Below are 24822 nucleotides of genomic sequence, written 5' to 3'. Positions count from 1 at the left end.
GTTACTTCAGCTGGTTCATGCGCTCGATGACCTGGCGAGTGACGTCGTACTGAGGCTTGACATCAATCACGGCACCGCGCTCGAACACCAGGTCGAAGCCACCTTTCTTGATCACTTCTTCAACGGCTTGATCCAGCTTCGGTTTCAGTTGTTTCAGCATGTCACGGTCAGCAACAGCCTTGGCTTCGTTCAGTTCCTTGGACTGGAACTGGAAGTCCCGGGCCTTCTGCTTGAAGTCCAGTTCCAGACGTTCGCGCTCAGGCTGGGCCATCTTGTCGCCACCCGCGACCAGACGATCCTGAATGCCCTTGGCGCTGCTTTCGAGCGCCTTGAGCTTGGTCAGTTGAGGACCGAATTTCTTTTCTGCATCTACCGCGTATTTCTTGGCTGCATCGGACTCGAGCAATGCCATCTGGTAGTTCAGGACTGCGATTTTCATGTCAGCAAATGCCGGGCCTGCTACCAGAACCGTCGCCAGCAGTGCCAATTGGGTCAACTTACGCACGATGTAACTCCTACAGAATCCGTTGTCGTTTGCAGTGATCAGACCCTTAGAAGGTCTGACCGAGAGAGAATTGGAAAACCTGGGTTTCGGTGCTGTCGTCCGGTTTTTTGACCGGCATTGCCAGGGCAAAACTCAAAGGACCCAACGCGGTGATCCAGGTCACGCCAACACCGACCGAGCTGGCCAGACCGGAAAGCTCAGGGCCGTTACACTCGACCTTCTCGCCATCGAGCGTGGTCTTCTGCGAGCCGCAGTTGGTGTTGAATACGTTACCCACGTCCCAGAACAGCGAGGTACGCAGCGAACGCTGGTCCTTGATGAACGGAAGCGGGAAGAGAATCTCGGCACCGCCGGTGATCAAGACGTTACCACCGAATGGCAGCGGATCCTGATCCGGGTCTGCCAGGGTGCCGCGGCTACCGCTACTCGGGGTGCTGCGTGGACCCAGGGTGCTGTCCTTGAAACCACGGACCGAGTTGAAGCCACCGGCGTAATAGTTCTCATAGAACGGCAGACCGGAAGTCGAACCGTAACCATCACCGTAACCCAGCTCCGAGTGCAGACGCAGGGTGTAATTGGTGGTGATCGGGTGGAACAACTGACCGCGATAATCAAGTTTGTAGAACGACAGGTCGCTGCCCGGAATCGTGGTTTCCAGCGTCAGGCTCTGGGAATGACCACGGGTCGGCAAAGTACCTTTGTTCAAGGTCGATTCGGACCAGCCGACAGACGCCTTGAAGTTGGTGAAGCTGTCGCCTTCCTTGTCGATGAAGTCGAAAATCTCGTCGACGGTGTATTTACCGGTGCTCAGTTCGTCCTTCTGGACCGACAGGCCGAAGTTCAGACGCGCCGTCTCGCTGATCGGGTAGCCCATGTTGATGCCGGCACCCAGGCTGTCCACCGAGTAGCTGGCAACGTCAACGTCCAGGTCGTCGTAATCGGTCTTGCGGTAGAACGCGCTGTAACCCAGGCTCACACCGTCCGGCGTGAAGTACGGATCGACATAGCTGAAGTTGTAGCGGGTCTGGTATTCACTTTTGGTCAGGCCGATGCTGACCTTGTTACCGGTACCCAGGAAGTTGTTCTGGCTGATCGAACCACCCAGGATCAGGCCCGCACTCTGTGCGAAACCGACGCTGGCGGTGATCGAACCGGACGCCTGCTCTTCCACTGCGTAGTTGACGTCTACCTGATCATCGGTGCCCGGCACCGCAGGGGTTTCCACGTTCACTTCCTTGAAGAAGCCCAGACGGTCCAGACGGGTCTTGGACTGATCGATCAGATAGGTCGAGGCCCAGCCGCCTTCCATCTGACGCATCTCGCGACGCAGTACTTCGTCCGCGGTCTTGGTGTTGCCACGGAAGTTGATGCGGTTGACGTAGGCGCGTTTGCCCGGATCGACAGCGAACAGGATGTCGACGGTGTGATCTTCATCGTTCGGGGTCGGCACGCCATTGACGTTGGCGAAGGTGTAACCCTCGTTACCCAGACGACGGGTGATCAGCTCGGAGGTCGTGGTCATGACCTTGCGAGAGAACACCTGACCCGGCTTGACCAGCAGCAGCGACTGGATCTGGTCTTCCGGAACCTTGAGGTCGCCACTCAGCTTGACCGACTTGACGCTGTACTTCTCACCTTCATGGATGTTGACAGTGATGTACACGCTCTTCTTGTCGGGCGTGATGGAGACCTGAGTCGAGGCGATATCCATGTTGATATAGCCGCGGTCGAGGTAGTACGAACGCAGACGTTCCAGGTCACCGGACAGTTTTTCGCGGGCGTACTTGTCGTCGTTCTTGAAGAAGGAAAGCCAGTTGGTGGTTTTCAACTCGAACAGATCGACCAGATCCTGCTCGGGGAAAACGGAGTTACCCACCACGTTGATGTGCTGGATCGCCGCAACGGCGCCTTCATTGATGTTGATCTTGAGGCCAACGCGGTTGCGCGGCTGAGGGACGACTTCAGTGGCGACTTCTGCCGAATAGCGGCCTTGAGCTACGTATTGACGCTGCAGTTCATTACGAACGCCTTCCAGGGTTGCGCGCTGAAAAATCTCGCCTTCTGCCAGACCCGACTGCTTCAGACCCTTCATCAGGTCTTCAGTGGTGATCGCTTTGTTACCTTCGATTTCGATGCTGGAAACCGATGGGCGCTCGACCACGGTGATGACCAGGACGTTACCGTCGCGGCCCAGCTGGATATCCTGGAAAAAACCGGTTTTGAACAGCGCACGCGTTGCGTCGACCAGACGCGCGTCATCGGCCTGTTCACCCACGTTCAACGGCAACGCACCAAACACGCTGCCCGCGGAAACCCGCTGCAGGCCGTTGACACGGATATCGGAGATAGTGAAGGACTCGGCGTGAACTTCGGCGATCATCAGCACGGCAAGAACCGCAGTTAGCAGCAGACGTTTCATGAAGTCCTTTCTTATTCCAACTGGCAATAAACAAACTGCCGCAAAATGCGGCAGATTCACAATTCGGCGTAGCTTTACAGTCGTCCCAGATCGTTGACCAGTGCGAGTAACATGACTCCAACCACCAGACTTATCCCGATCTGAACCCCCCAGCCCTGAACCTTTTCCGACAGCGGTCGACCACGCGCCCACTCGATCAGATAAAACAGCAAGTGCCCCCCGTCCAACACTGGAATGGGCAGCAAATTGAGAACCCCCAGGCTTATGCTCAGATAAGCAAGGAAATTCAAGAAGTCACCTACACCTGACTGGGCCGAAGCGCCCGCCACTTTAGCAATGGTTATCGGTCCGCTCAAGTTTTTTACCGACAGCTCGCCGAACAGCATTTTCTTCAGCGAATCGAGGGTCAGCACACTCATGGTCCAGGTACGCCGGGCACCCTCCGCAACCGCCGCGATCGGACCATAGCTGACCTCGCGCAGCATCTCGGGTGGCCAGTCCACACCCTTCACGCCGGCGCCAAGGTAACCCGTCGCCGCCTTGCCATCGCCATGGGCGGCGAGCGTTACGGGCACATCGATCTGAGTGCCATCGCGCTCCACCCGCAAAGAAATGCTCGTATCGGGGCGGACACGAACCCAGTCCACGACCTGCTGCCACTCGTCGAAAGGCTGACCGTTGGCCGCCAGCAGACGATCACCGGTTTTGAGGCCCGCGGCCTGTGCCGGTCCCTTTGGATCGAGCTCGGCGAGCACGGGTGCCAGCGCTGGACGCCATGGCCGGATGCCCAGAGAGCGAATCGGATCAGGCTCATCGGCGCCTTTGAGCCAGCTGTCCAGCACCAGCGCGTGCGCGGTTTCCACGTCGGAACCCTGGTCACGCACCTTCAGCGCGATGCTGCCGCTTTCACCCAGTCTGCGCACCAGCTGCAGATTCACTGCCGCCCAACCGGAGGTGGCCTGGCCATCTACTGAAACAATTTCCTGACCGGAAGTCAGGCCAGCCTTCTGCGCGATGCTGCCGGTTTCGACGCCACCAATGACCGGGCGCACCTGCTGGCTGCCCAGCATTGCAAGTACCCAGAAAAATACAATCGCCAGCAGAAAGTTGGCGACCGGCCCCGCAATGACGATCGCGATGCGCTTGTAAACCGATTTACGATTGAAGGACTGATCGACGAGCTCAGGCGGAACGTCGCCTTCACGCTCATCGAGCATCTTGACGTAACCGCCCAGCGGGATGGCCGCAACGACGAACTCAGTCCCCTTGCGATCGTGCCAGCGCAGCAGTGGCGTGCCGAAGCCGACGGAGAATCTCAACACCTTGACGCCACAACGCCTGGCCACCCAGAAATGGCCAAACTCGTGAAAGGTCACCAGCACACCCAAGGCAACCAGGGTGCCGACTATCATATATAGCGCGCTCATCACTGTTCTCCGGGTTCCGGTTTGACGGTGCGCTCAAGCACACGCTGCATGCTCATGCACACCCATTGACCTGCGCCTGTCGGCACTTGCCGTTTATCGCCCATTTCGACCGAGCCACTGCTCCGCCAGCGATCGAGCCCGGGCATCGACTTCGAAAACCGTATCCAGCTCGTTCACTGCCACGACAGGCTCAAGATTCAACACCTCGTCGATCATACTCGCGATCTCAGGGTAGCGGATGCGTCGGTCCAGGAACGCCGCAACCGCCACCTCGTTGGCAGCATTCAAGACCGCCGGAGCGCTGTTCCCGGTTTCCGCAGCTTGCCGCGCAAGGCGCAGGCAAGGGAAGCGCAATTCGTCCGGTGCCTGAAAGTCCAGTCGAGCAACGCTGAACAGATCGAGCGGAGCGACACCTGAATCGATGCGCTCAGGCCAGGCGAGCGCATGGGCAATCGGCGTGCGCATGTCGGGGTTGCCCAGTTGCGCCAGCACCGAGCCATCCACGTAGTCCACCATCGAGTGGATCACGCTCTGCGGATGGATGACCACCTGGATTTTTTCAGGCGTGGTATCGAAGAGCCAGCAGGCTTCGATCAGCTCCAGACCCTTATTCATCATGCTCGCGGAATCCACGGAAATCTTGCGCCCCATGGACCAGTTCGGGTGCGCACAGGCCTGTTCCGGCGAAACATCTTCCAGCTCGGCCAGTGCCGTTTCACGAAACGGGCCGCCGGAAGCTGTCAGCAATATCCGCCGCACACCTACCTGGGCAAGGCCAGTGCCATAGTTACCAGGCAGACACTGGAAGATCGCGTTGTGCTCGCTGTCCAGAGGCAGCAACACCGTGCCGCTGCGGCGCACTGCCTGCATGAACAGCGCGCCGGACATGACCAGCGCTTCCTTGTTGGCCAGCAGCACCTTCTTGCCAGCCTCAACCGCAGCCAGTGTCGGCCGCAGACCGGCCGCCCCGACGATGGCCGCCAGCACGGTATCGACCTGCGGGTGAGCGGACACCTCGCACAGACCGCCCTCCCCTACCAGCACCCGCGTGTCGAGGCCGGCCGCTCGCAAGTCATCCTGCAATTGTCGCGCAGCGACCGTAGTCGGGACCACGGCGAACTGTGGTGTGTGGCGAACGCACAACGCCAGCAGCTCTGCCAGACGGCTAAAGCCGGTCAGGGCGAAAACCTGATAGCGCGAAGGATGACGCGCGATGACATCCAGCGTACTCAGACCTACCGAACCGGTAGCTCCTAAAACGGTGATCAGTTGGGGCTTGCTCACATCACGCCCCAATCTTTGGCTGCCCAGAGCAGCAGGGCGAAAACCGGAATTGCGGCGGTCAGACTGTCGATGCGATCAAGCACACCGCCATGACCCGGCAGCAGGTTGCTGCTGTCCTTCACGCCGGATTTACGTTTGAACATGCTTTCGGTCAGATCGCCCACCACGGAGATCAACACGACGATCGCCGCGCACACCAGCGCGAACACGATCTCCATAACCGACCATCCGCGAGAAATACCCACGACCGCTGTGATGAGCAGGCAGGCAGCAAGCCCCCCGTAAAGGCCTTCCCAGCTTTTGCCAGGGCTGACTTTCGGGGCCAGCTTGCGCTTGCCGAACGCCTTGCCGGAGAAATAGGCGCCAATGTCGGCACCCCACACCAGAATCATCACCGAGAGAATCAGCCAGTTGCCCATCGGCGCCGGCTTGATGAGGACCAATCCTTGCCACGCCGGCAGCAGAATCAGCAAACCGATGGCCAGTTTGCAGACGGCGCTTGACCAATATTCGCTGGACTCGGGGTACGTCAGCACCAGCCAGGTCGCGGTCAGCCACCAGAGCAGGGCCGCCACCAGTATCCATGGTGCGAGCTCGGGCAACAGATAGAGGAGAAACAGCAGCACCCCGACCACGGCCGAATACAACACGCGGGCAGATTGAGCTTCGAAACCGGCCAGACGCGCCCATTCCCACGCCCCCAGTACCACCACGGCGCCGATGAACAGCGCGAAGCTGCCACCGGCGAGCAGAAAGAAGCCGCACAGGGCGAGTGGCGCAAGGATCAACGCTGTGATGATTCGTTGTTTAAGCATTAAGCACGGGCTCCTGCTTCAACCTGCTCGCTGGTCTTCCCGAACCGGCGTTGGCGAGAAGCGAAATCGGCCAGCGCATGGCGCATGGCTTCGTGTTTGAAGTCCGGCCAGAACAGGTCGGAGAAATACAACTCGGCGTAGGCCAGCTGCCACAGCAGGAAATTGCTGATGCGATGCTCGCCACCGGTACGAATGCACAGATCCGGCAACGGCAGATCGCCGGTCGCCAGACAGGTCTGCAGCAGCTCGGGGGTGATGTCGTCAGGGCGCAGATGCCCGGCCTGAACCTCACGCGCAAGGCGCTGCGCCGCCTGGGCGATATCCCATTGACCGCCATAATTGGCGGCGATCTGCAGGACAAAGCGGCTGTTTGCAGCAGTGCTGGCTTCCGCTTCGCGGATGGCAGCCTGCAGCTCCGGATGGAACCGGGAGCGATCACCGATGATGCGCAGACTGATGCCGTTCTCGTTCAGGCGCCGGGTCTCTCGACGCAAGGCGGTGAAAAACAACTCCATCAGCGCGCCGACCTCCTCGGCCGGACGCTGCCAGTTCTCACTGGAGAAGGCGAACAGCGTCAGCACCTCGACCTTGGCCTCGGCGCACACCTCGATCACGGCGCGAACGGCATCCACGCCAGCCTTGTGGCCTGCCACACCCGGCAGCAGACGCTTCTTGGCCCAGCGATTGTTCCCATCCATGATGATCGCGACATGACGCGGCACCGATGACGGCACAGCCAGCTTTGTCTTATCCATGAAAGCTTCCTGACCCCTTATACGGCCATCAGGTCCTTCTCTTTATCTTCCGTGGCCTTGGTGATCTGGGCCTCGAAATCCTTGATCAGCTTGTCGATCTCAGCGGTACCACGACGCTCTTCGTCTTCGCTGATCTCTTTGTCCTTGACCAGTTTCTTCAGGTCGCCCAGCGCATCGCGACGAATATTGCGAACGGCTACGCGCGCATCTTCTGCGGCACTGCGAGCCTGCTTGGTGAAGCCCTTGCGGGTCTCTTCGGTCAGCGCGGGCATGGAGATCAGCAGCATCTCGCCCAGGTTGGTCGGGTTCAGGTTCAGACCTGCGCTTTGAATCGCCTTGTCGACTGCCGCGAGCATATTGCGCTCGAACGCCACGACCTGCAGGGTGCGGGAGTCTTTGACGGTGACGCTGGCGACGCCGCTCAACGGGGTATCAGCGCCGTAGTAAGGCACCATCACGCTGCCCAGGATGCTTGGGTGGGCCTTGCCGGTACGAATCTGGCCGAACGCGTGGTGCAGCGATTCGATGGATTTCTGCATGCGCTCTTGAGCGGCTTTCTTGATGTCGTTGATCATTGTTCGCCTTCCTCGATCAAAGTTCCTTCCGCGCCGCCATGCACGATGTTCAGCAGGGCGCCGGGTTTGTTCATATTAAAGACACGCAGCGGCATCTTGTGGTCACGGCACAGGCAGATGGCCGTCAGGTCCATTACACCCAGCTTGCGATCCAGCACTTCATCGTAGGTCAGATGATCGAACTTCTCGGCATGCGGGTCCTTGAATGGATCGGCAGTGTACACACCATCCACCTTGGTTGCCTTCAACACGACGTCGGCGTCGATTTCGATCGCGCGCAGGCAGGCAGCCGAATCGGTGGTGAAGAACGGGTTGCCGGTCCCCGCAGCGAAAATGACCACTTCTTTGGAGTTGAGGTGGCGCATGGCTTTGCGACGATCATAGTGATCGGTCACACCCACCATGGAGATGGCCGACATCACGATGGCCGAGATATTGGCGCGCTCCAGCGCATCACGCATTGCCAGGGCATTCATCACAGTGGCCAGCATGCCCATGTGATCGCCCGTGACACGGTCCATGCCAGCGGCACTCAACGCCGCGCCACGGAACAGGTTGCCGCCGCCGATCACCAGACCGACCTGAACCCCGATACCCACCAGCTGACCCACTTCAAGCGCCATGCGATCCAGCACTTTAGGGTCGATACCGAACTCTTCCGACCCCATCAGGGCCTCGCCGCTAAGCTTGAGTAGAATGCGTTTATAGCGAGCTTGATAACCACTGCCCTGCTGAGCCATTGCGAATCTCTCCTGCGGCGTTAAAAAAAATCTGACGAGTCGACCAGCCATGTGCGGCTGCGCTAACTCTAGGCTACTACCTGAGGAAATTGCAGCCTCGTAAGCCGCAACCCCTGAAAAACAAATTCCGCATGCCGCTTTGACAAAGAGGCTGCGCGCGTGAGCGGGCAGCCTCTTTGGGGCGACAGTTGGAGAACCGTCTTATTGCTTGGAAGCAGCTACTTGGGCAGCAACTTCTTCTGCGAAGTTGTCGACTGGCTTCTCGATGCCTTCGCCTACTTTGAAGTAGGTGAACGATACGATTTCAGCACCGGCTTTCTTGGCCAGCTCGCCGACTTTGATTTCCGGGTTCTTGACGAACGCTTGCTCGACCAGGCTGGCTTCAGCCAGGAACTTGCTGATACGACCGGCAACCATCTTCTCGGCGATATCGGCAGGCTTGCCTTTGAGCTTGTCTTCGTTCAGTTGCAGGAAGACGTTCTTCTCGCGCTCGATCGCTTCAGCCGAAACGTCGGAAGGCAGCAGGAACTCAGGGTTGCTGGCTGCAACGTGCATCGCGATGTCTTTGGCCAGTTCAGCGTCGCCGCCCTTGAGGGCTACAACCACGCCGATCTTGTTGCCGTGCAGGTAGGAACCCAGAACGTCACCTTCAACACGCGCCAGACGACGAATGTTGACGTTCTCGCCGACCTTGGCAACCAGAGCAGTGCGCTCGGCTTCCTGAGCTTCGATCAACTGCTCGACGGTGAAGTCTTGCTGATCGAAAGCTTTTGCGACACTGGAAGCGACGAACGTCTTGAAATCGTCCTGCAGAGCCAGGAAGTCGGTCTGCGAGTTGACTTCGATCAGGACAGCGCGCTTGCCGTTGTCCTTGATCGCGATGGCGCCTTCAGCAGCAATGTTGCCTGCTTTTTTGGCGGCCTTGATTGCGCCCGAAGCACGCATATCGTCGATGGCTTTTTCGATGTCGCCGCCAGCCTTGGTCAAGGCCTTTTTGCAGTCCATCATGCCTTCGCCAGTACGCTCGCGCAGTTCTTTGACCAACGCTGCAGTAATCTCTGCCATTTCAAAATCCTCTTGGATAGGTCTTCAACCATTCCACCCGCTGGGCGGGCGTTCAAATTCTTGAAAGCCATGGTGACCGCTGCACATGACATCAGGTCGATGGCAACGCCAGATGGTTTTCGAGGTGGCAAAAAGGGGGCCTAGCCCCCTTTTTGCGTACTGAGTAAACGCCAGGCGTTTGCTACTCAGCCTTCAACAGTTGCCGCTGGAGCTTCTTCAACGTAAACGTCGGTGCCGCCAGCAACGTTGTTGCGACCACGGATGACAGCATCAGCCATCGAACCCATGTACAGCTGGATGGCGCGGATGGCGTCATCGTTGCCTGGGATGATGTAGTCAACGCCTTCAGGGCTGCTGTTGGTATCGACTACGCCGATGACCGGGATGCCCAGCTTGTTGGCTTCGGTGATAGCAATGCGCTCGTGATCAACGTCGATGACGAACAGAGCGTCTGGCAGACCGCCCATATCCTTGATACCGCCCAGGCTACGATCCAGCTTTTCCAGATCGCGAGTGCGCATCAGCGCCTCTTTCTTGGTCAGCTTGGCGAAGGTACCGTCTTCAGCCTGAACTTCGAGCTCGCGCAGACGCTTGATGGAAGCACGGATGGTTTTGAAGTTGGTCAGCATGCCGCCCAACCAGCGGTGATCGACGTACGGCGAGCCGCAACGTGCTGCTTCTTCAGCGACGATCTTGCCAGCGGAACGCTTGGTGCCGACGAACAGGATCTTGTTTTTGCCCTGAGCCAGGCGCTCAACGAAAGTCAGTGCTTCGTTGAACATTGGCAGGGTTTTTTCAAGGTTGATGATGTGAATCTTGTTACGCGCGCCGAAAATGTACTTGCCCATTTTCGGATTCCAGTAACGGGTTTGGTGACCGAAGTGCACACCGGCCTTCAGCATATCGCGCATGTTGACTTGGGACATGATAGTTCCTTGATAAGTCGGGTTAGGCCTCCACGTATCCCAATGACCAACCAACGGCTTGAGCCGAGGGCACCCAGGTCATCGTGTCGACACGTGTGTGGGTTTGAGCTTTCGGGACGTACCCCGTAAAGCGGCGCATTTTATATCACAAAAGCTCTGATAACGGAACCCGAAATAAGATCCTGTTTTTCAGAGGCTTTTTCATGCTTCGCCGCGTCGGTCGACACGGCAGCGGGCATGCATATAAGGAAGCGATGATAACCCGCCCGGCGGCGGTCTGGTAGAATCGCGTTTTTCCGTGTTTTAGCTGCGGCCCTGCCGCGCCGAGAGAGCCTTGTATGACCGTTACCCTCAAAACCCCTGAAGACATTGAAAAGATGCGTATCGCCGGCCGCCTGGCCGCTGACGTGCTCGAAATGATCGGGGCGTACGTCAAGCCTGGCGTCACCACCGACGAGCTGGATCGTATCTGCCATGACTACATCGTCAACGAGCAGAAAGCCATTCCGGCGCCGCTGAACTACAAGGGTTTTCCGAAATCCATCTGCACCTCGATCAATCACGTGGTCTGCCACGGGATCCCGAATGAGAAGCCGCTCAAGGATGGCGACGTACTGAACATCGACGTGACCGTCATCAAGGACGGTTACCACGGCGACACCAGCAAAATGTTTCATGTGGGCAAAGTGCCCGAGTGGGCCGAGCGCCTTTCCCGCGTGACTCAGGAGTGCCTGTATAAAGGCATCGAGGTCGTCAGGCCGGGTGCGCATCTGGGTGACATCGGCGAGGTGATCCAGAAGCACGCAGAGAAGAACGGCTTCTCGGTCGTCCGCGAATACTGTGGCCACGGCATCGGCAAGGTTTTCCACGAAGAACCTCAGGTCCTGCATTACGGCAAGGCCGGCACCGGCATGGAGCTCAAGGAAGGCATGACCTTCACCATCGAGCCCATGATCAACCAGGGCAAGGCAGACACGCGCCTGCTCGGCGACGGCTGGACAGCCATCACCAAGGACCGCAAGCTGTCAGCGCAATGGGAGCACACCATTCTGGTGACCGCTTCGGGCTACGAGATCTTCACCTTGCGCAGCGATGACACTATCGCCCGCGCCTCGGCCTGAGCCCTGCCCCGCTAACCAGTACGGTCGATATAGATAGAAGGAAAGCAGTTCGATGCCGCAGGTGGACCCAGATTTGTTCGATCGCGGCCAGTTCCAGGCCGAACTGGCGCTCAAGGCCAGCCCCATCCCGGCCTTCAAGAAAGCCATACGTCAAGCCCGCGAGGTGTTGGACCAACGCTTCAAATCAGGCCGGGAAATCCGCAGACTGATCGAGGATCGCGCCTGGTTCGTCGATAACATTCTGCAGCAGGCCTGGGACCAGTTCGACTGGAGCGAAGACGCCGACATCGCCTTGTTGGCGGTGGGCGGGTATGGCCGAGGCGAACTGCACCCCTATTCCGACATCGACCTGCTGATCCTGCTGGACAGTGCCGATCATGAGGTTTTTCGCGATTCCATTGAGCGTTTCCTTACGCTGCTGTGGGATATCGGCCTGGAAGTGGGTCAGAGCGTTCGCTCGGTCGACGAATGTGCCACCGAGGCCCGCGCTGATCTGACCGTGATCACCAATCTCATGGAAAGCCGCACCATCGCGGGACCCGAGCGACTGCGCCAGCGCATGCTGGAGGTGACCAGCACCCGCGAGATGTGGCCCAGCAAAGAATTCTTTCTGGCCAAGCGCGCCGAACAGAAAACCCGCCATCACAAGTATTTCGATACCGAATACAACCTCGAACCCAATGTAAAAGGTTCGCCAGGCGGTCTGCGTGATATCCAGACAATCCTCTGGGTTGCGCGCCGCCAGTACGGCACCCTCAATCTGCATGCGTTGGCCGATCAGGGTTTTCTGCTGGAAAGCGAAAACGCGTTGCTGGCGTCGTCTCAGGAGTTTCTCTGGAAGGTGCGTTACGCGCTGCACATGCTGGCGGGCCGCTCCGAGGACCGGCTACTGTTCGACTATCAGACCAGCATCGCGCGCCTGCTCGGCTATCAGGACAGCGACGCGAAGCTGGCCATAGAGCGCTTCATGCAGAAGTACTACCGCGTGGTCATGAGTATTGCCCAACTCAGCGATCTGATCATTCAGCATTTCGAAGAAGTGATCCTTTCCGATGACGAGCACACCGTCACCGAATCGATCAACTCGCGCTTCCAGCTCCACGACGGGTACATCGAGGCAACCCACGCGAACGTCTTCAAACGCACGCCCTTCGCGATGCTGGAGATATTCGTGCTGATGGCGCAACGCCCGGAAATCAAAGGCGTGCGCGCTGACACCATTCGTCTGCTGCGCGAACACAGGCACCTGATCAACGACGATTTCCGCAACGATATCCGTAACACCAGCCTGTTCATCGAACTGTTCAAATGCGAGATCGGCATCCACCGCAATCTGCGCCGCATGAACCGATACGGCATTCTTGGCCTTTATTTGCCAGAGTTCGGCCACATCGTCGGGCAGATGCAACACGACCTGTTCCACATTTATACCGTCGACGCCCATACGCTGAATCTGATCAAACACCTGCGCAAGCTGCAATACACCCAGGTGTCGGAGAAATTCCCGCTTGCAAGCAAGCTCATGGCCAAGCTTCCCAAGCCTGAATTGATCTACCTTGCCGGCCTTTATCACGACATCGGCAAAGGTCGCGGCGGCGATCACTCGGAACTCGGTGCGGTGGACGCTGAAGCCTTCGGTATTCGTCACCACTTGCCGCAGTGGGACACGCAACTGATCGTCTGGCTGGTGCAAAACCATCTCGTCATGTCCACCACGGCGCAACGCAAGGACCTGTCCGATCCACAAGTGATCCACGACTTCGCTCAGTTCGTAGGCGACGAGGTGCATCTGGATTACCTCTACGTTCTGACGATCGCCGACATCAACGCGACGAATCCGACGTTGTGGAACTCCTGGCGGGCCAGCTTGCTGCGTCAGCTTTACACCGAGACCAAACGCGCGCTCAAACGCGGTCTGGAAAACCCGGTCGACCGCGAAGAGCAGATCCGTCGCACGCAGAGCGCAGCGCTGGACATACTGGTGCGCAGCGGCACGGACCCCGACGATGTCGAGCAGTTATGGTCCCAGCTTGGCGACGATTACTTCCTGCGTCACACCGCAGGCGACGTTGCCTGGCACAGCGATGCGATCCTGCAGCAGCCCGCCGACGGCGGCCCTCTTGTGTTGATCAAGGAGACGACGCAGCGTGAATTCGAGGGTGGCACGCAGATATTCATCTACGCGCCGGACCAGCACGATTTTTTCGCAGTGACCGTAGCGGCGATGGACCAGTTGAACCTGAACATTCACGACGCTCGGGTCATCACGTCCACCAGCCAGTTCACCCTCGACACCTACATCGTGCTGGACAGCGACGGCGGCTCCATCGGCGATAATCCCGAGCGGATCAAGACCATCCGCGAGGGGCTGACTGAGGCGCTGCGCAACCCGGACGACTACCCGACGATCATCAAGCGTCGGGTGCCCCGTCAGCTCAAGCACTTTGCTTTCGCGCCGGTCGTCACGATTTCCAATGACGCACAACGTCCGGTCACCGTGCTGGAGCTCAGCGCCCCGGACCGTCCCGGCCTCCTCGCCCGCGTGGGCAAGATATTCCTGGAGTTCGATCTTTCTCTGCAGAACGCCAAGATTGCCACCCTGGGCGAGCGGGTCGAAGACGTCTTCTTCCTGACCGATGAAAACAACCAGCCGCTGTCCGATCCCCAATTGTGTCGCCGCCTGCAGGACGCGATCGTCCAGCAACTGAGCGTCAATCCGGAACCGGGCAGCGAGCTGCGCATCAGCATCTGAACGCCCTGACGAACCGATTCAACAGCGCCTGAACATTCTGATACGGGATGTCAGGCGCCCAGCTCCCTGAGACCTATTGCACATGAATAACGCTCTGCAACAGCTTCAGCCTTACCCGTTCGAAAAACTCCGCGCCTTGCTTGGCAGCGTCACGCCCAACCCCGACAAGCGCCCGATAGCCCTGTCGATCGGCGAACCCAAGCACACATCGCCCGAGTTTGTCGCAAAGGCGCTGGCGGACAACCTGGACCAGATGGCGGTCTACCCGACCACAGCCGGGATTCCTGCACTGCGTGAAGCCATCGCCAACTGGTGCGAACGCCGTTTCAGCGTTCCGCAGGGCTGGCTGGACCCGAGCAAGCACGTGCTGCCGGTCAACGGAACGCGCGAAGCGCTGTTCGCGTTCACGCAGACGGTGGTCAATCGCAGCGATGACGGTCTGGTGATCAGCCCGAACCCGTTCTATCAAATCTACGAAGGCGCCGCGTTCCTCGCCGGTGCCACGCCGCATTATTTGCCGTGCCTGGCAGAGCATGGCTTCAACCCTGACTTCGACGCTGTGCCGGCTGACGTCTGGAAACGCTGCCAGATCCTGTTTCTGTGTTCGCCGGGCAACCCGACGGGCGCGCTGATCCCCGTTGAGACGCTGAAGAAGCTCATCGCGCTGGCCGACGAACACGACTTCGTGATCGCCGCCGACGAGTGCTACAGCGAGCTTTACTTTGACGAGGACGCGCCTCCACCAGGCCTGCTCAGCGCATGTGCCGAGCTGGGCCGTCAGGATTTCAAGCGTTGCGTGGTGTTCCACAGCCTCTCCAAACGCTCCAACCTGCCGGGACTGCGCTCCGGGTTCGTCGCCGGCGATGCCGACATTCTCAAGGGCTTTCTGCTTTATCGGACCTATCACGGCTGCGCGATGCCGGTTCAGACGCAATTGGCGAGCATCGCGGCGTGGAACGATGAAGAACACGTACGCGCCAACCGAACGCTGTACCGGGAAAAGTTCGATGCGGTGCTGGAAATCCTTGCTCCGGTGATGGACGTGCAGCGCCCTGACGGTGGCTTCTATCTCTGGCCGAACGTTGGCACCGATGACGCAGCTTTCTGCCGCGAACTGTTTGTAACCGAGCACGTGACCGTCGTGCCGGGTTCTTACCTGTCCCGCGATGTCGAGGGCTTCAACCCGGGTGCCGGGCGCGTCCGCATGGCACTGGTTGCACCGCTCGCCGAATGCGTCGAGGCAGCCGAGCGGATCCGCGCATTCGTTCAACGTTGACCATTGTGCCGCCCTCAGAAACTTGAGGTGCGGTACATATGTAGTGCACCCGCGTTTCTTTCACACCGGATAATCGGACCTCCTTCAACCCTGCTTGAACAGGGAGGTCCACCGATGCGCCTCATCCATTCAGTCAAGACCTGCCCGCCCTATTTGGCCGGCCCCAGATTGGCCTCGTTCAGATCAAGCTCCGCCAGAATCTGGCCCAGCACATCGTCCCCGATCTGGTGATGACGATGCAGACGGTAAAGCTCCAGTCGCTGAGCACGCAGGGCATTGATGCGCATGCGCTTCTCTACCTGATCCATCTGGAACGCCAGTGCCTGGGCTTCGGCCGTGTCGTTGAACATCTCCAGCCGATGGCGGTATTCGGACATGATGCGCGACTTCACCTCGGTCGCCAGTACCGCCTGAGCGGCATCCGGAGACGTTGTGGCGTCCGCGACCTCAGGGTTTTCCAGTGCGTGGATGGCAGCCTCCGCCGTGCGTTTCCAGGCATCGCGCACTTCTCGCTTCAGGCGCAGATCCGGCTCGCTGACCAGACCGCGCACCAGCAGCGGCAAGGCAATACTGGCCACCGCCAGGGAGATGAGGATGACGCCGGCGGCAATGAATATCAGCAGGTCACGCTCGGGAAACTCGATACCCGCGCTGATCAGCATCGGCACCGACAAGGTACCGGCCAGCGTCACAGCGCCGCGCACGCCACCGACCGTCAACAGCAGGGACGAACGGGTCGAGAGTTCCAGCGAGCCGTCGCCGCGTCCGCGCCAACGACGTATCCGGATCATCAGACGCCAGATGCTCTGCACCCAGACATAACGCAGCACGGCCAGCACCACGAAAATGGCCAGCACATCCAGGCAACGCCACAGCAGCGTGGGCCAGAGCGTGACCTCGTGAGCCGTGACGGCCGAGATGATGTCCGGCAACTGAAGGCCCAACAGGAGGAAAATCAGGCCGTTGAACGCGAACTCCAGCAACGTCCATACGCTTCGGTTGAGCAACCGGGTGCTGGTCTGGCGCGGCAGCAGGTCCACCCAGCTTTGCATCATGCCTGCGGCCACCGCCGACAGGATCCCGGAAACCTGCAGCCGTTCCGCCAGAACGTAGGCAGCGAACGGCAACAGCAACATGAATACCACGTGAGTCGCTGGATCATCCCAGCCGCGAGTGATCATCCAGCTGCGCATACGCCCTACCAGCCAGCTGAGCGCTATGCCGACGGCGAGGCCACCGCACGCAACGAGGATGAAATTGAAGCTTGCATCGGCAATGGAGAAGACGCCGGTAATTGCCGCAGCCAGCGCGAACTTGAAGGTCACCAGGCCAGACGCATCGTTCATCAGCGCCTCGCCCTGCAACATCCGCATGATCGGCGCGGGCAGGCGGTCCTGGGCGATGGCGGACACCGCAACAGCGTCGGTCGGCGACAGAACCGCCGCCAGGGCAAAGGCGACCGGCAGCGGAACAGCGGGCAACAGCCAGTGAATGAAATAACCGGCGCCTATGACCGTGAAGATAACCAGACCGACAGCCAGCGTCAGGATGGGGCCGCGATAGCGCCAGAAATCTCGCTTGGGCATGCGCCAGCCATCGGAAAACAGCAAGGGCGGCAGAAACAGAAACAGGAACAGCTCAGGATCCAGCGCCACGTGCAGCCCCAGCGTCGGCCAGGCAAGCAACGCGCCCGCGGCGATCTGCACCAAGGGCAACGGCAGGGGAATGACACGGGCCAGTAATCGCGAGACACCCACAAGCGTCAGAAGGATAAGGACGGTATAGGCTGTCTGCATTGCGTGCTTCCCCGAGCGAGCGACTGATGACTGCCATCCAGCCGGCTGGATGCAGCGTCGAGGTGCCATATTAGCGGTTTAACATGACGCCTCGCCTTAACACTTAGGTCAGGGCCAGACCGCTGCAGGTCGGTTGAAGTGCAGAAACCCCTGCCAGGCCGCGCCCAACTTGCTTGTACGTGGCATAATCCGTCACCGTTTTTTCCAACCATTGCAAAGGGGGCAAGCTCATGGCCGAAAATACCAACACATTGCACCTCTACGGAATCAAAGCGTGCGACACGATGAAGAAGGCTCGCACCTGGCTCGATGAAAAATCGGTGAACTACGATTTCCATGACTACAAGGCGCTGGGCATCGACCGCGAACACCTGACCCAGTGGTGCAACGAGCACGGCTGGCAGACGGTACTGAACCGCGCAGGTACGACCTTCCGCAAACTGGACGAGTCGCAGAAAGCCGACCTGGACCAGGAGAAAGCGATTGAGCTGATGCTCGCCCAACCGTCGATGATCAAGCGCCCGGTGCTCGATCTTGGCGGCAAAACCCTGATTGGTTTCAAACCCGAACTGTACGCTGCGGCTATCGCCTGATTGAGATAGCCCTAAATAACGAGGTATCTGCATGTCCACTTCTCTGTTCAGCCTGGCCTTTGGCGTTGGCACCCAAAATCGTCAAGGCACCTGGCTGGAAGTCTTCTACGCCCTGCCGCTGCTTGACCCTTCGGCTGAAATCGTCGCCGCAGTCGCCCCGATCCTCGGCTACACCGGTGGCAATCAGGCCATCAGTTTCAACACCGATCTGGCCTCGAAACTGGCTGAAGCACTGAAATCCGTCGATGCTTCGCAAGCCGCTCTGCTGACCCGTCTGGCTGAAAGCCACAAGCCGCTGGTTGCAACGCTGCTGGCCGAAGACGCGGCGCTGACGTCCACGCCTGAGGCGTACCTGAAGCTTCACCTGCTGTCCCATCGTCTGGTCAAGCCACACGGTCTGAGCCTGGCGGGCGTGTTCCCGCTGCTGCCGAACGTGGCATGGACCAGCCAGGGCGCAATCGATCTGGCTGAACTGGCGCAGCGTCAGCTGGAAGCGCGTCTGAAGGGCGAGCTGCTGGAAGTATTCTCCGTCGACAAATTCCCGAAAATGACCGACTACGTGGTTCCGGCAGGCGTGCGTATCGCCGACACCGCTCGCGTGCGTCTGGGTGCCTACATCGGTGAAGGCACAACCGTCATGCACGAAGGTTTCGTGAACTTCAACGGCGGCACCGAAGGCCCGGGCATGATCGAAGGTCGCGTGTCGGCTGGCGTGTTCGTTGGCAAGGGTTCCGATCTGGGCGGCGGCTGCTCGACCATGGGCACCCTCTCCGGAGGGGGCAACATCGTGATCAAGGTCGGCGAAGGCTGCCTGATCGGCGCGAACGCCGGTATCGGCATCCCGCTGGGCGACCGCAACACCGTTGAAGCCGGTCTGTACATCACTGCGGGGACCAAAGTGGCCCTGCTGGACGAAAAAAACGAACTGGTCAAGGTACTCAAGGCCCGCGACCTCGCCGGTCAGCCTGACCTGCTGTTCCGTCGCAACTCGCAAACCGGTGCCGTGGAGTGCAAATCCCACAAGTCGGCTATCGAGCTGAACGAAGCGCTGCACGCTCACAACTGACCGACTCGGGTAAGCGGGTTCATGGCGGGCAACTGCTCGACGAGGGACGGCAGATTCTGCCCGTCCCAGCCGTCCGATGCAGCCCAGATGAATTCGCTTGCACAGTGAAGAGAGCACGATTTTCATGTCCCTCATTTCCCCCTGGCGCGCTGACTTTCCTGCCCTGGATGCCCTCCAGCGGCAAGGCCAGACGTATCTGGACAGCGCCGCCACCGCGCAAAAACCTCAAGCCCTGATGGACGCCATGGCGCATTACTATGCCAACGGTGCCGCCAACGTTCATCGAGCCCAGCACCTGCCCGGTGCGATGGCGACTCAGGCTTTCGAGGATACGCGTCGCAAAGCGGGTGAATGGCTGAATGCGGGCGACAGCGGTCATGTCGTTTTTACGCACGGCACGACGTCTGCTTTGAATCTGCTTGCCTACGGGCTCGAACATCTTTTTGAAGCGGGTGATGAGATCGTCATCAGCGCGCTGGAGCACCATGCCAACCTGTTGCCCTGGCAACAGCTGGCAAAACGTCGACAGGCTCGGCTGGTCGTCCTGCCTCTGACGACGCGGGGCGTGATCGATCTCGACGCCGCCGCCACGCTGATCAGCTCGCGTACCCGCTTGCTGGCGATCAGCCAGTTGTCCAATGTGCTCGGCACTTGGCAGCCAGTTGCTCAACTGATTGCCCTGGCTCGCGCCCAAGGCGCCTTTACGGTGATCGACGGCGCGCAAGGCGTAGTTCATGAACGTCACGACGTCCAGGCCATGAATTGCGACTTCTATGTGTTCTCCGGTCACAAACTGTATGGCCCGGATGGCGTGGGCGTGCTATTCGGTCGCCACCAGGCGCTGGCGCAGCTGCGACACTGGCAGTTCGGTGGCGAGATGGTCCTGCAGGCCGGGTATCTGGACGCAACCTTCCGTCCTGCTCCACTGGGCTTCGAGGCGGGCACTCCGCCTATCAGCGCGGTGATTGGCCTGGGCGCCACGCTCGACTACCTGAACGATGTCAATCAAACGGCGGTGGCCGAACACGAGGCGAGGCTGCACGATCTGCTGCGTGCCGGGCTGCTGTTGCGCGAAGGGGTCCGGCTGTTGGGTGATCCGAGTGTGGCGCTGGCAAGCTTCGTGATCGAGGGCGTTCACAATGCCGATCTCGCCCACTTGCTGACTGAGCAGGGCATCGCGGTGCGCGCCGGCCATCACTGCGCAATTCCGTTGATCAGCAGTATGGGGCTCGCCGGCGCAATCCGGGTGTCACTGGGTCTGTACAACGACTCGGAGGATCTGGAGCACTTCTTCAACGCACTGGATCAGGCACTGGAGTTGCTGCGATGAACCTTCCGCCACTGGCGCAGACCGCGCTGGAAACCTTTGGCGCCTCGATGAGCTGGGAACAACGCGCACGTCTTCTGATGCAATGGGGAGATCGCCTGCCGCCTGTTGCCGACCAGGAAAAGTCCGACGAGCATCTGGTGGACGGTTGCGAGAGCAAGGTCTGGCTGTTCGGCGAGGTGATTGACGGTCGTTGGCAGTTTCGCGCGGCCAGCGACGCTCGCCTGATTCGTGGCTTGGTCGCCCTGCTGCTCGTCCGGGTCAATGGCTTGTCAGCGCAGGATCTGCAACGGGTCGATCTTGCGGACTGGTTCAACCAGCTGGGGCTCAGTCGCCAGTTGTCGCCGTCACGCAGCAACGGTTTGAATGCGGTATTGCAGAAGATGCGGCAGTTGGCGGGTTGAATCGCGCCACCCGCGCCGTGTCTGCGCCATGTCTGCTCATTGCGGGAGCGAGCGTGCCCGCGAAAAGGCAGTACACCCGCTGTAGATTCAGCGTCCGGACCTCCGTCTTCGCAAGCGCGTTTGCTCCCACAGAGATCAAGGCCAGACATTCAAGACCCGGCGGCTTCTTTCGCCTTGACCCGATCCGCCGGACGCCGCACGCCTGCCACGATCTTTTCCACCGCTTTGGTGGCGGCCACCATGCCGAACGTCGCGGTGACCATCATCACGGCGCCAAAACCACCGGCGCAATCGAGCTTGACGCCGTCACCGACAAAGCTTTTCTGCAAGCAGATGCTGCCATCCGGTTTGGGATAACGAAGCTGCTCGGTGGAAAACACGCATGGCACGCTGTAATGACGGGTCACGGTGCGTGAGAACCCGTAATCGCGACGCAATGTCGACCGCACTTTGGAAGCAAGCGGGTCGTTAAACGTGCGGTTCAGATCGCAGACCTGAATCAGTGTCGGGTCAATCTGTCCGCCCGCGCCGCCCGTGGTGATGATCTGGATCTTGCGACGCTTGCACCAGGCAATCAGAGCGGCCTTGGCGTTCACGCTGTCGATGCAGTCCAGGACGCAATCGATGTTCGGCGTGATGTATTCGGCCATGGTTTCACGGGTGACGAAGTCGGCAACGGCGTGCACGACGCAGTCCGGGTTGATCTCACGCAGGCGATCGGCCATGACCTCGACCTTGGGCCGGCCGACGGTGCTGCTCAATGCGTGCAACTGCCGGTTGCTGTTGCTGACGCAAACGTCGTCCATGTCGAACAGAGATATCTCCCCGACGCCACAGCGGGCCATGGCTTCGGCCGCCCACGAACCGACGCCGCCGATGCCGACGACCGCCACATGGGCAGCGCGCAAGCGCTCCAGCCCGTCGATGCCATACAGGCGGGCGATGCCAGCGAACCGCGGATCTTCTGTGCTCATGATCAATACCCCAAAAAACCGGCGCGCATTATAGGCCTTGCCTGAATCTGGGACAGCTGTTTGGTGAGGGTGTTTGGTCTGAAAACCATCGGATGCTGCCCCTACTCTTGTCGGAGCGCGCTTGCCCGCGATGGGTGTCATTTGGAACAGCAGGCATAGGCAGATTGCAATCGCGGGCAAGCGCGCTGCTTCTGCAAAACAACTCTCTGCAGAAACGGACTACATTTTCTTCAGAACAGAACTTCAACTTTTGTCAGCTGCCCAAGGACAAGCTGTCTGGCGTCCGTCAGTTTTTCCGTTCCCCGTTTGGAACCTGAAGTCCCTATGTCATCGCGTAAATTTGGTCTCAATCTGGTGGTCATCGTGGCGATCGCCGCGCTCTTTACCGGTTTCTGGGCATTGATCAATCGTCCTGTCTCTGCCCCTGACTGGCCTGAACAAATCTCTGGGTTCTCTTATTCACCATTCAGGCTGGGACAAAACCCACAGAAGGGCGTGTATCCGTCTGACGACGAAATGCGCCAAGACCTGGAGCTGATGAGCAAACAGACTGACAACATCCGCATCTACTCCGTGGATGGCAGCCTGCAGGACATCCCTCGACTGGCCGAAGAGTTCGGCCTGCGCGTGACGCTCGGCATCTGGATCAGCCCGGACCTTGAACGTAACGAGCGTGAAATCAAGACCGCTATCGCGCTCGCCAACACGACCCGCAGCGTGGTGCGCGTGGTGGTCGGTAACGAGGCGCTGTATCGCGAGGAAATCAAGCCCAAGGACCTGATCGCCCTCCTCGACCGCGTCCGCGCAGCGGTGAAGGTGCCGGTTACCACCTCAGAGCAGTGGCACATCTGGGAGAAGTATCCCGAACTCGCAAAACATGTGGACCTGATCGCCGCGCACATCCTGCCGTACTGGGAATACATCCCCATGGACAAGGCCGGACAGTTCGTTTTTGACCGGGCACGCGAGCTCAGGCACATGTTCCCCAAGAAGCCGCTGCTGCTGTCCGAAGTCGGCTGGCCGAGCAATGGGCACATGCGCGGCGGGGCCGATGCCACTCAGGCGGATCAGGCGATTTATCTGCGCACGCTGGTTAACAAACTCAACCGTCAGGGTTTTAACTACTTCGTGATCGAGGCCTTCGATCAGCCGTGGAAAGCCAGCGACGAAGGTTCGGTCGGCGCGTATTGGGGCGTATATAACGCCGCCCGGCAACAGAAATTCAACTTTGAAGGCCCTGTGGTTGCGATTCCTCAGTGGCGCGTGCTGGCCATCGGCTCGGCGGTGCTGGCCATGCTCGCGCTGGCGCTGCTGTTGATCGACGGCTCGGCGCTGCGCCAACGCGGCCGGACCTTCCTGACCTTCATCGCGTTTCTGTGCGGATCGGTGCTGGTATGGATCGGCTATGACTACAGCCAGCAATACAGCACCTGGTTCAGCCTGCTCGTAGGATTTTTACTGGCGCTGGGGGCATTTGGTGTATTCATCGTACTGCTCACGGAGGCCCATGAACTGGCCGAAGCGGTCTGGACGCACAAGCGTCGGCGCGAATTCCTGCCTGTTGAAGCGGATACCGCCTACAGGCCCAAGGTCTCGGTGCACGTTCCTTGTTACAACGAGCCTCCAGAGATGGTGAAGCAGACGCTCAACGCCCTGGCCGCGCTTGACTACCCGGATTTCGAGGTATTGCTGATCGATAACAACACCAAGGACCCGGCCGTCTGGGAGCCCGTCAAAGCGCATTGTGAAATGCTCGGCGAGCGCTTCAAATTTTTCCACGTGGCGCCATTGGCGGGCTTCAAAGGGGGTGCGCTGAACTACCTGATTCCCCACACCGCGCCCGATGCCGAGGTGATTGCGGTGATCGATTCGGATTACTGCGTGGACCGCAACTGGCTCAAGCACATGGTGCCGCACTTTGCCGATCCGAAAATCGCGGTGGTGCAGTCGCCGCAGGATTATCGCGATCAACACGAAAGCGCGTTCAAAAAGCTCTGCTACTCGGAATACAAAGGGTTCTTCCACATCGGCATGGTCACCCGCAACGACCGCGACGCGATCATTCAGCATGGCACCATGACCATGACTCGTCGCTCGGTGCTTGAGGAGCTTGGCTGGGCAGACTGGTGCATCTGCGAGGACGCCGAACTGGGTCTGCGCGTGTTCGAAAGAGGCTATTCGGCAGCTTACGCGCACAATAGCTTCGGCAAGGGCCTGATGCCCGACACCTTCATCGACTTCAAAAAACAGCGTTTCCGCTGGGCGTATGGCGCGATTCAGATCATCAAGCGTCACGCCGCCAGCCTGCTGCGCGGCAAGGGCAGCGAACTGACCCGCGGCCAGCGCTACCACTTCCTTGCAGGCTGGCTGCCCTGGGTGGCGGACGGCATGAACATCTTCTTTACCGTCGGTGCATTGCTGTGGTCCTCGGCAATGATCATCGTGCCCAATCGAGTCGACCCGCCGCTGCTGATTTTCGCGATCCCGCCGCTGGCGCTGTTCTTCTTCAAGGTCGGCAAGATCATCTTCCTGTACCGACGCGCGGTGGGCGTGAACCTGAAGGACGCGTTCTACGCCGCCCTCGCAGGACTGGCGCTGTCGCACACCATCGCCAAAGCGGTGCTGCATGGCTTCTTCACCACCAGCATTCCGTTCTTCCGGACGCCGAAAAACGCCGAAAGCCATGGCTTGCTGGTGGCGATTTCCGAGGCTCGCGAAGAGCTGTTCATCATGCTGATGCTGTGGGGCGCTGCGTTGGGCATCTGTCTGGTGCAAGGCCTGCCGAGCAACGACATGCGCTTCTGGGTCATCATGCTGCTGGTGCAATCGCTGCCGTATCTGGCGGCGCTGATCATGGCGTTTCTGTCTTCACTGCCGAAACCGAAATTCGCAGAGGAATCCGCTACCCCCTGAAACAATGAGGCGCTGTACTAAACGGCGACCTTCGGGTCGCCGTTTTGCTTTAAGCTATTCGCCGGTTTATGCCTTGCCTTCACTCAATA

General features: G+C 59.5%; 20 protein-coding genes. 8 read left to right on the top strand and 12 right to left on the bottom strand.

The window, feature by feature from the left end:
- Position 1 precedes the first annotated feature (1 nt).
- The 10 genes from BMZ10_RS14400 to rpsB all read right to left on the bottom strand — a co-directional run bounded on the left by BMZ10_RS14400 (position 2) and on the right by rpsB (position 10511).
- On the bottom strand, positions 2-505 hold the full coding sequence (locus tag BMZ10_RS14400; RefSeq protein WP_093463328.1) for an OmpH/Skp family outer membrane protein: 504 nt from the start codon (positions 503-505) through the stop codon (positions 2-4).
- Between the two features lie 46 nt (positions 506-551).
- Positions 552-2924, bottom strand: a complete 2373-nt coding sequence (gene bamA, locus BMZ10_RS14395) for an outer membrane protein assembly factor BamA (protein ID WP_093463326.1) — start codon at positions 2922-2924, stop codon at positions 552-554.
- Between the two features lie 74 nt (positions 2925-2998).
- A complete protein-coding gene (rseP, locus tag BMZ10_RS14390; protein ID WP_093463323.1) occupies positions 2999-4351 on the bottom strand; it encodes a sigma E protease regulator RseP in 1353 nt (450 codons plus the stop codon).
- Positions 4352-4444: 93 nt separating this feature from the next.
- Positions 4445-5635 (bottom strand): 1-deoxy-D-xylulose-5-phosphate reductoisomerase, encoded by a 1191-nt coding sequence (gene ispC / locus BMZ10_RS14385; RefSeq protein WP_093463320.1) that lies wholly within the window; start codon positions 5633-5635, stop codon positions 4445-4447.
- The gene (locus BMZ10_RS14380) at positions 5632-6450 is read right to left on the bottom strand and encodes a phosphatidate cytidylyltransferase (protein ID WP_093463317.1); all 819 of its coding nucleotides are present in this window, start codon (positions 6448-6450) and stop codon (positions 5632-5634) included. The genes ispC and BMZ10_RS14380 overlap by 4 nt, the downstream gene beginning before the upstream one ends.
- Positions 6450-7205 (bottom strand): polyprenyl diphosphate synthase, encoded by a 756-nt coding sequence (gene uppS, locus BMZ10_RS14375; protein WP_093463314.1) that lies wholly within the window; start codon positions 7203-7205, stop codon positions 6450-6452. The genes BMZ10_RS14380 and uppS overlap by 1 nt, the downstream gene beginning before the upstream one ends.
- A gap of 17 nt (positions 7206-7222) precedes the next feature.
- Positions 7223-7780, bottom strand: coding sequence for a ribosome recycling factor (gene frr, locus BMZ10_RS14370; protein ID WP_093463311.1), 558 nt, complete (start codon positions 7778-7780; stop codon positions 7223-7225).
- A complete protein-coding gene (pyrH, locus tag BMZ10_RS14365) occupies positions 7777-8520 on the bottom strand; it encodes a UMP kinase (RefSeq protein ID WP_011059526.1) in 744 nt (247 codons plus the stop codon). Before pyrH ends, frr begins: the two co-directional genes overlap by 4 nt.
- A gap of 201 nt (positions 8521-8721) precedes the next feature.
- Positions 8722-9585 (bottom strand): translation elongation factor Ts, encoded by an 864-nt coding sequence (gene tsf, locus BMZ10_RS14360; RefSeq protein ID WP_093463308.1) that lies wholly within the window; start codon positions 9583-9585, stop codon positions 8722-8724.
- Between the two features lie 185 nt (positions 9586-9770).
- Complete coding sequence (rpsB, locus tag BMZ10_RS14355) at positions 9771-10511, bottom strand: 30S ribosomal protein S2 (protein WP_074752735.1); 741 nt, start codon at positions 10509-10511, stop codon at positions 9771-9773.
- Between the two features lie 338 nt (positions 10512-10849).
- Between rpsB and map the strand changes: the two genes are divergently transcribed.
- From map to dapC, 3 genes are all read left to right on the top strand, one after another.
- Positions 10850-11632, top strand: coding sequence for a type I methionyl aminopeptidase (gene map / locus BMZ10_RS14350; protein ID WP_093463305.1), 783 nt, complete (start codon positions 10850-10852; stop codon positions 11630-11632).
- A 52-nt stretch (positions 11633-11684) separates the two neighbouring features.
- Entirely contained in the window at positions 11685-14384 is a 2700-nt protein-coding gene (locus tag BMZ10_RS14345) for a [protein-PII] uridylyltransferase (RefSeq protein WP_093463302.1), read from the top strand.
- Between the two features lie 82 nt (positions 14385-14466).
- Positions 14467-15660: a succinyldiaminopimelate transaminase gene (dapC, locus tag BMZ10_RS14340; RefSeq protein WP_093463299.1), complete on the top strand. Its 1194-nt coding sequence runs from the start codon at positions 14467-14469 to the stop codon at positions 15658-15660.
- 149 nt (positions 15661-15809) lie between these two features.
- Here dapC and BMZ10_RS14335 read toward each other — a convergent pair whose 3' ends face one another.
- Positions 15810-17456: a Na+/H+ antiporter gene (locus BMZ10_RS14335; RefSeq protein ID WP_093463296.1), complete on the bottom strand. Its 1647-nt coding sequence runs from the start codon at positions 17454-17456 to the stop codon at positions 15810-15812.
- A 230-nt stretch (positions 17457-17686) separates the two neighbouring features.
- Between BMZ10_RS14335 and BMZ10_RS14330 the strand changes: the two genes are divergently transcribed.
- From BMZ10_RS14330 to BMZ10_RS14315, 4 genes are all read left to right on the top strand, one after another.
- Positions 17687-18049, top strand: coding sequence for an ArsC family reductase (locus BMZ10_RS14330; RefSeq protein WP_093463293.1), 363 nt, complete (start codon positions 17687-17689; stop codon positions 18047-18049).
- A 31-nt stretch (positions 18050-18080) separates the two neighbouring features.
- Complete coding sequence (gene dapD, locus BMZ10_RS14325) at positions 18081-19115, top strand: 2,3,4,5-tetrahydropyridine-2,6-dicarboxylate N-succinyltransferase (RefSeq protein ID WP_093463290.1); 1035 nt, start codon at positions 18081-18083, stop codon at positions 19113-19115.
- Between the two features lie 124 nt (positions 19116-19239).
- Positions 19240-20445, top strand: a complete 1206-nt coding sequence (locus tag BMZ10_RS14320; RefSeq protein ID WP_093464169.1) for an aminotransferase class V-fold PLP-dependent enzyme — start codon at positions 19240-19242, stop codon at positions 20443-20445.
- On the top strand, positions 20442-20846 hold the full coding sequence (locus BMZ10_RS14315; RefSeq protein ID WP_093463287.1) for a SufE family protein: 405 nt from the start codon (positions 20442-20444) through the stop codon (positions 20844-20846). Before BMZ10_RS14320 ends, BMZ10_RS14315 begins: the two co-directional genes overlap by 4 nt.
- 149 nt (positions 20847-20995) lie before the next feature.
- Here the strand turns inward: BMZ10_RS14315 and tcdA are convergent, their stop codons facing one another.
- Positions 20996-21820: a tRNA cyclic N6-threonylcarbamoyladenosine(37) synthase TcdA gene (gene tcdA, locus BMZ10_RS14310; RefSeq protein WP_093463284.1), complete on the bottom strand. Its 825-nt coding sequence runs from the start codon at positions 21818-21820 to the stop codon at positions 20996-20998.
- Positions 21821-22144: 324 nt separating this feature from the next.
- Here tcdA and BMZ10_RS14305 point away from each other — a divergent pair, with 324 nt between their 5' ends.
- Positions 22145-24733, top strand: a complete 2589-nt coding sequence (locus tag BMZ10_RS14305) for a glycosyltransferase (RefSeq protein ID WP_093463282.1) — start codon at positions 22145-22147, stop codon at positions 24731-24733.
- The last annotated feature ends 89 nt before the right edge of the window (positions 24734-24822 follow it).

Source organism: Pseudomonas sp. NFR16, from assembly GCF_900108875.1.
GTDB lineage: Bacteria > Pseudomonadota > Gammaproteobacteria > Pseudomonadales > Pseudomonadaceae > Aquipseudomonas.
The sequence above is the reverse complement of the archived record's forward strand: the minus strand, read 5'-3'. Positions and strand labels throughout refer to the sequence as shown.

What these genes read in the sequence shown, in the direction of transcription:
- BMZ10_RS14380 (WP_093463317.1), bottom strand. Translation starts at nt 6,450, where the DNA reads ATGCTTAAACAACGAATCATCACAGCGTTGATCCTTGCGCCACTCGCC.
- BMZ10_RS14320 (WP_093464169.1), top strand. Translation starts at nt 19,240, where the DNA reads ATGTCCCTCATTTCCCCCTGGCGCGCTGACTTTCCTGCCCTGGATGCC.
- map (WP_093463305.1), top strand. Translation starts at nt 10,850, where the DNA reads ATGACCGTTACCCTCAAAACCCCTGAAGACATTGAAAAGATGCGTATC.
- bamA (WP_093463326.1), bottom strand. Translation starts at nt 2,924, where the DNA reads ATGAAACGTCTGCTGCTAACTGCGGTTCTTGCCGTGCTGATGATCGCC.
- tcdA (WP_093463284.1), bottom strand. Translation starts at nt 21,820, where the DNA reads ATGAGCACAGAAGATCCGCGGTTCGCTGGCATCGCCCGCCTGTATGGC.
- tsf (WP_093463308.1), bottom strand. Translation starts at nt 9,585, where the DNA reads ATGGCAGAGATTACTGCAGCGTTGGTCAAAGAACTGCGCGAGCGTACT.
- BMZ10_RS14315 (WP_093463287.1), top strand. Translation starts at nt 20,442, where the DNA reads ATGAACCTTCCGCCACTGGCGCAGACCGCGCTGGAAACCTTTGGCGCC.
- dapC (WP_093463299.1), top strand. Translation starts at nt 14,467, where the DNA reads ATGAATAACGCTCTGCAACAGCTTCAGCCTTACCCGTTCGAAAAACTC.
- BMZ10_RS14330 (WP_093463293.1), top strand. Translation starts at nt 17,687, where the DNA reads ATGGCCGAAAATACCAACACATTGCACCTCTACGGAATCAAAGCGTGC.
- pyrH (WP_011059526.1), bottom strand. Translation starts at nt 8,520, where the DNA reads ATGGCTCAGCAGGGCAGTGGTTATCAAGCTCGCTATAAACGCATTCTA.
- dapD (WP_093463290.1), top strand. Translation starts at nt 18,081, where the DNA reads ATGTCCACTTCTCTGTTCAGCCTGGCCTTTGGCGTTGGCACCCAAAAT.
- BMZ10_RS14335 (WP_093463296.1), bottom strand. Translation starts at nt 17,456, where the DNA reads ATGCAGACAGCCTATACCGTCCTTATCCTTCTGACGCTTGTGGGTGTC.
- frr (WP_093463311.1), bottom strand. Translation starts at nt 7,780, where the DNA reads ATGATCAACGACATCAAGAAAGCCGCTCAAGAGCGCATGCAGAAATCC.
- rpsB (WP_074752735.1), bottom strand. Translation starts at nt 10,511, where the DNA reads ATGTCCCAAGTCAACATGCGCGATATGCTGAAGGCCGGTGTGCACTTC.
- rseP (WP_093463323.1), bottom strand. Translation starts at nt 4,351, where the DNA reads ATGAGCGCGCTATATATGATAGTCGGCACCCTGGTTGCCTTGGGTGTG.
- BMZ10_RS14305 (WP_093463282.1), top strand. Translation starts at nt 22,145, where the DNA reads ATGTCATCGCGTAAATTTGGTCTCAATCTGGTGGTCATCGTGGCGATC.
- BMZ10_RS14345 (WP_093463302.1), top strand. Translation starts at nt 11,685, where the DNA reads ATGCCGCAGGTGGACCCAGATTTGTTCGATCGCGGCCAGTTCCAGGCC.
- uppS (WP_093463314.1), bottom strand. Translation starts at nt 7,205, where the DNA reads ATGGATAAGACAAAGCTGGCTGTGCCGTCATCGGTGCCGCGTCATGTC.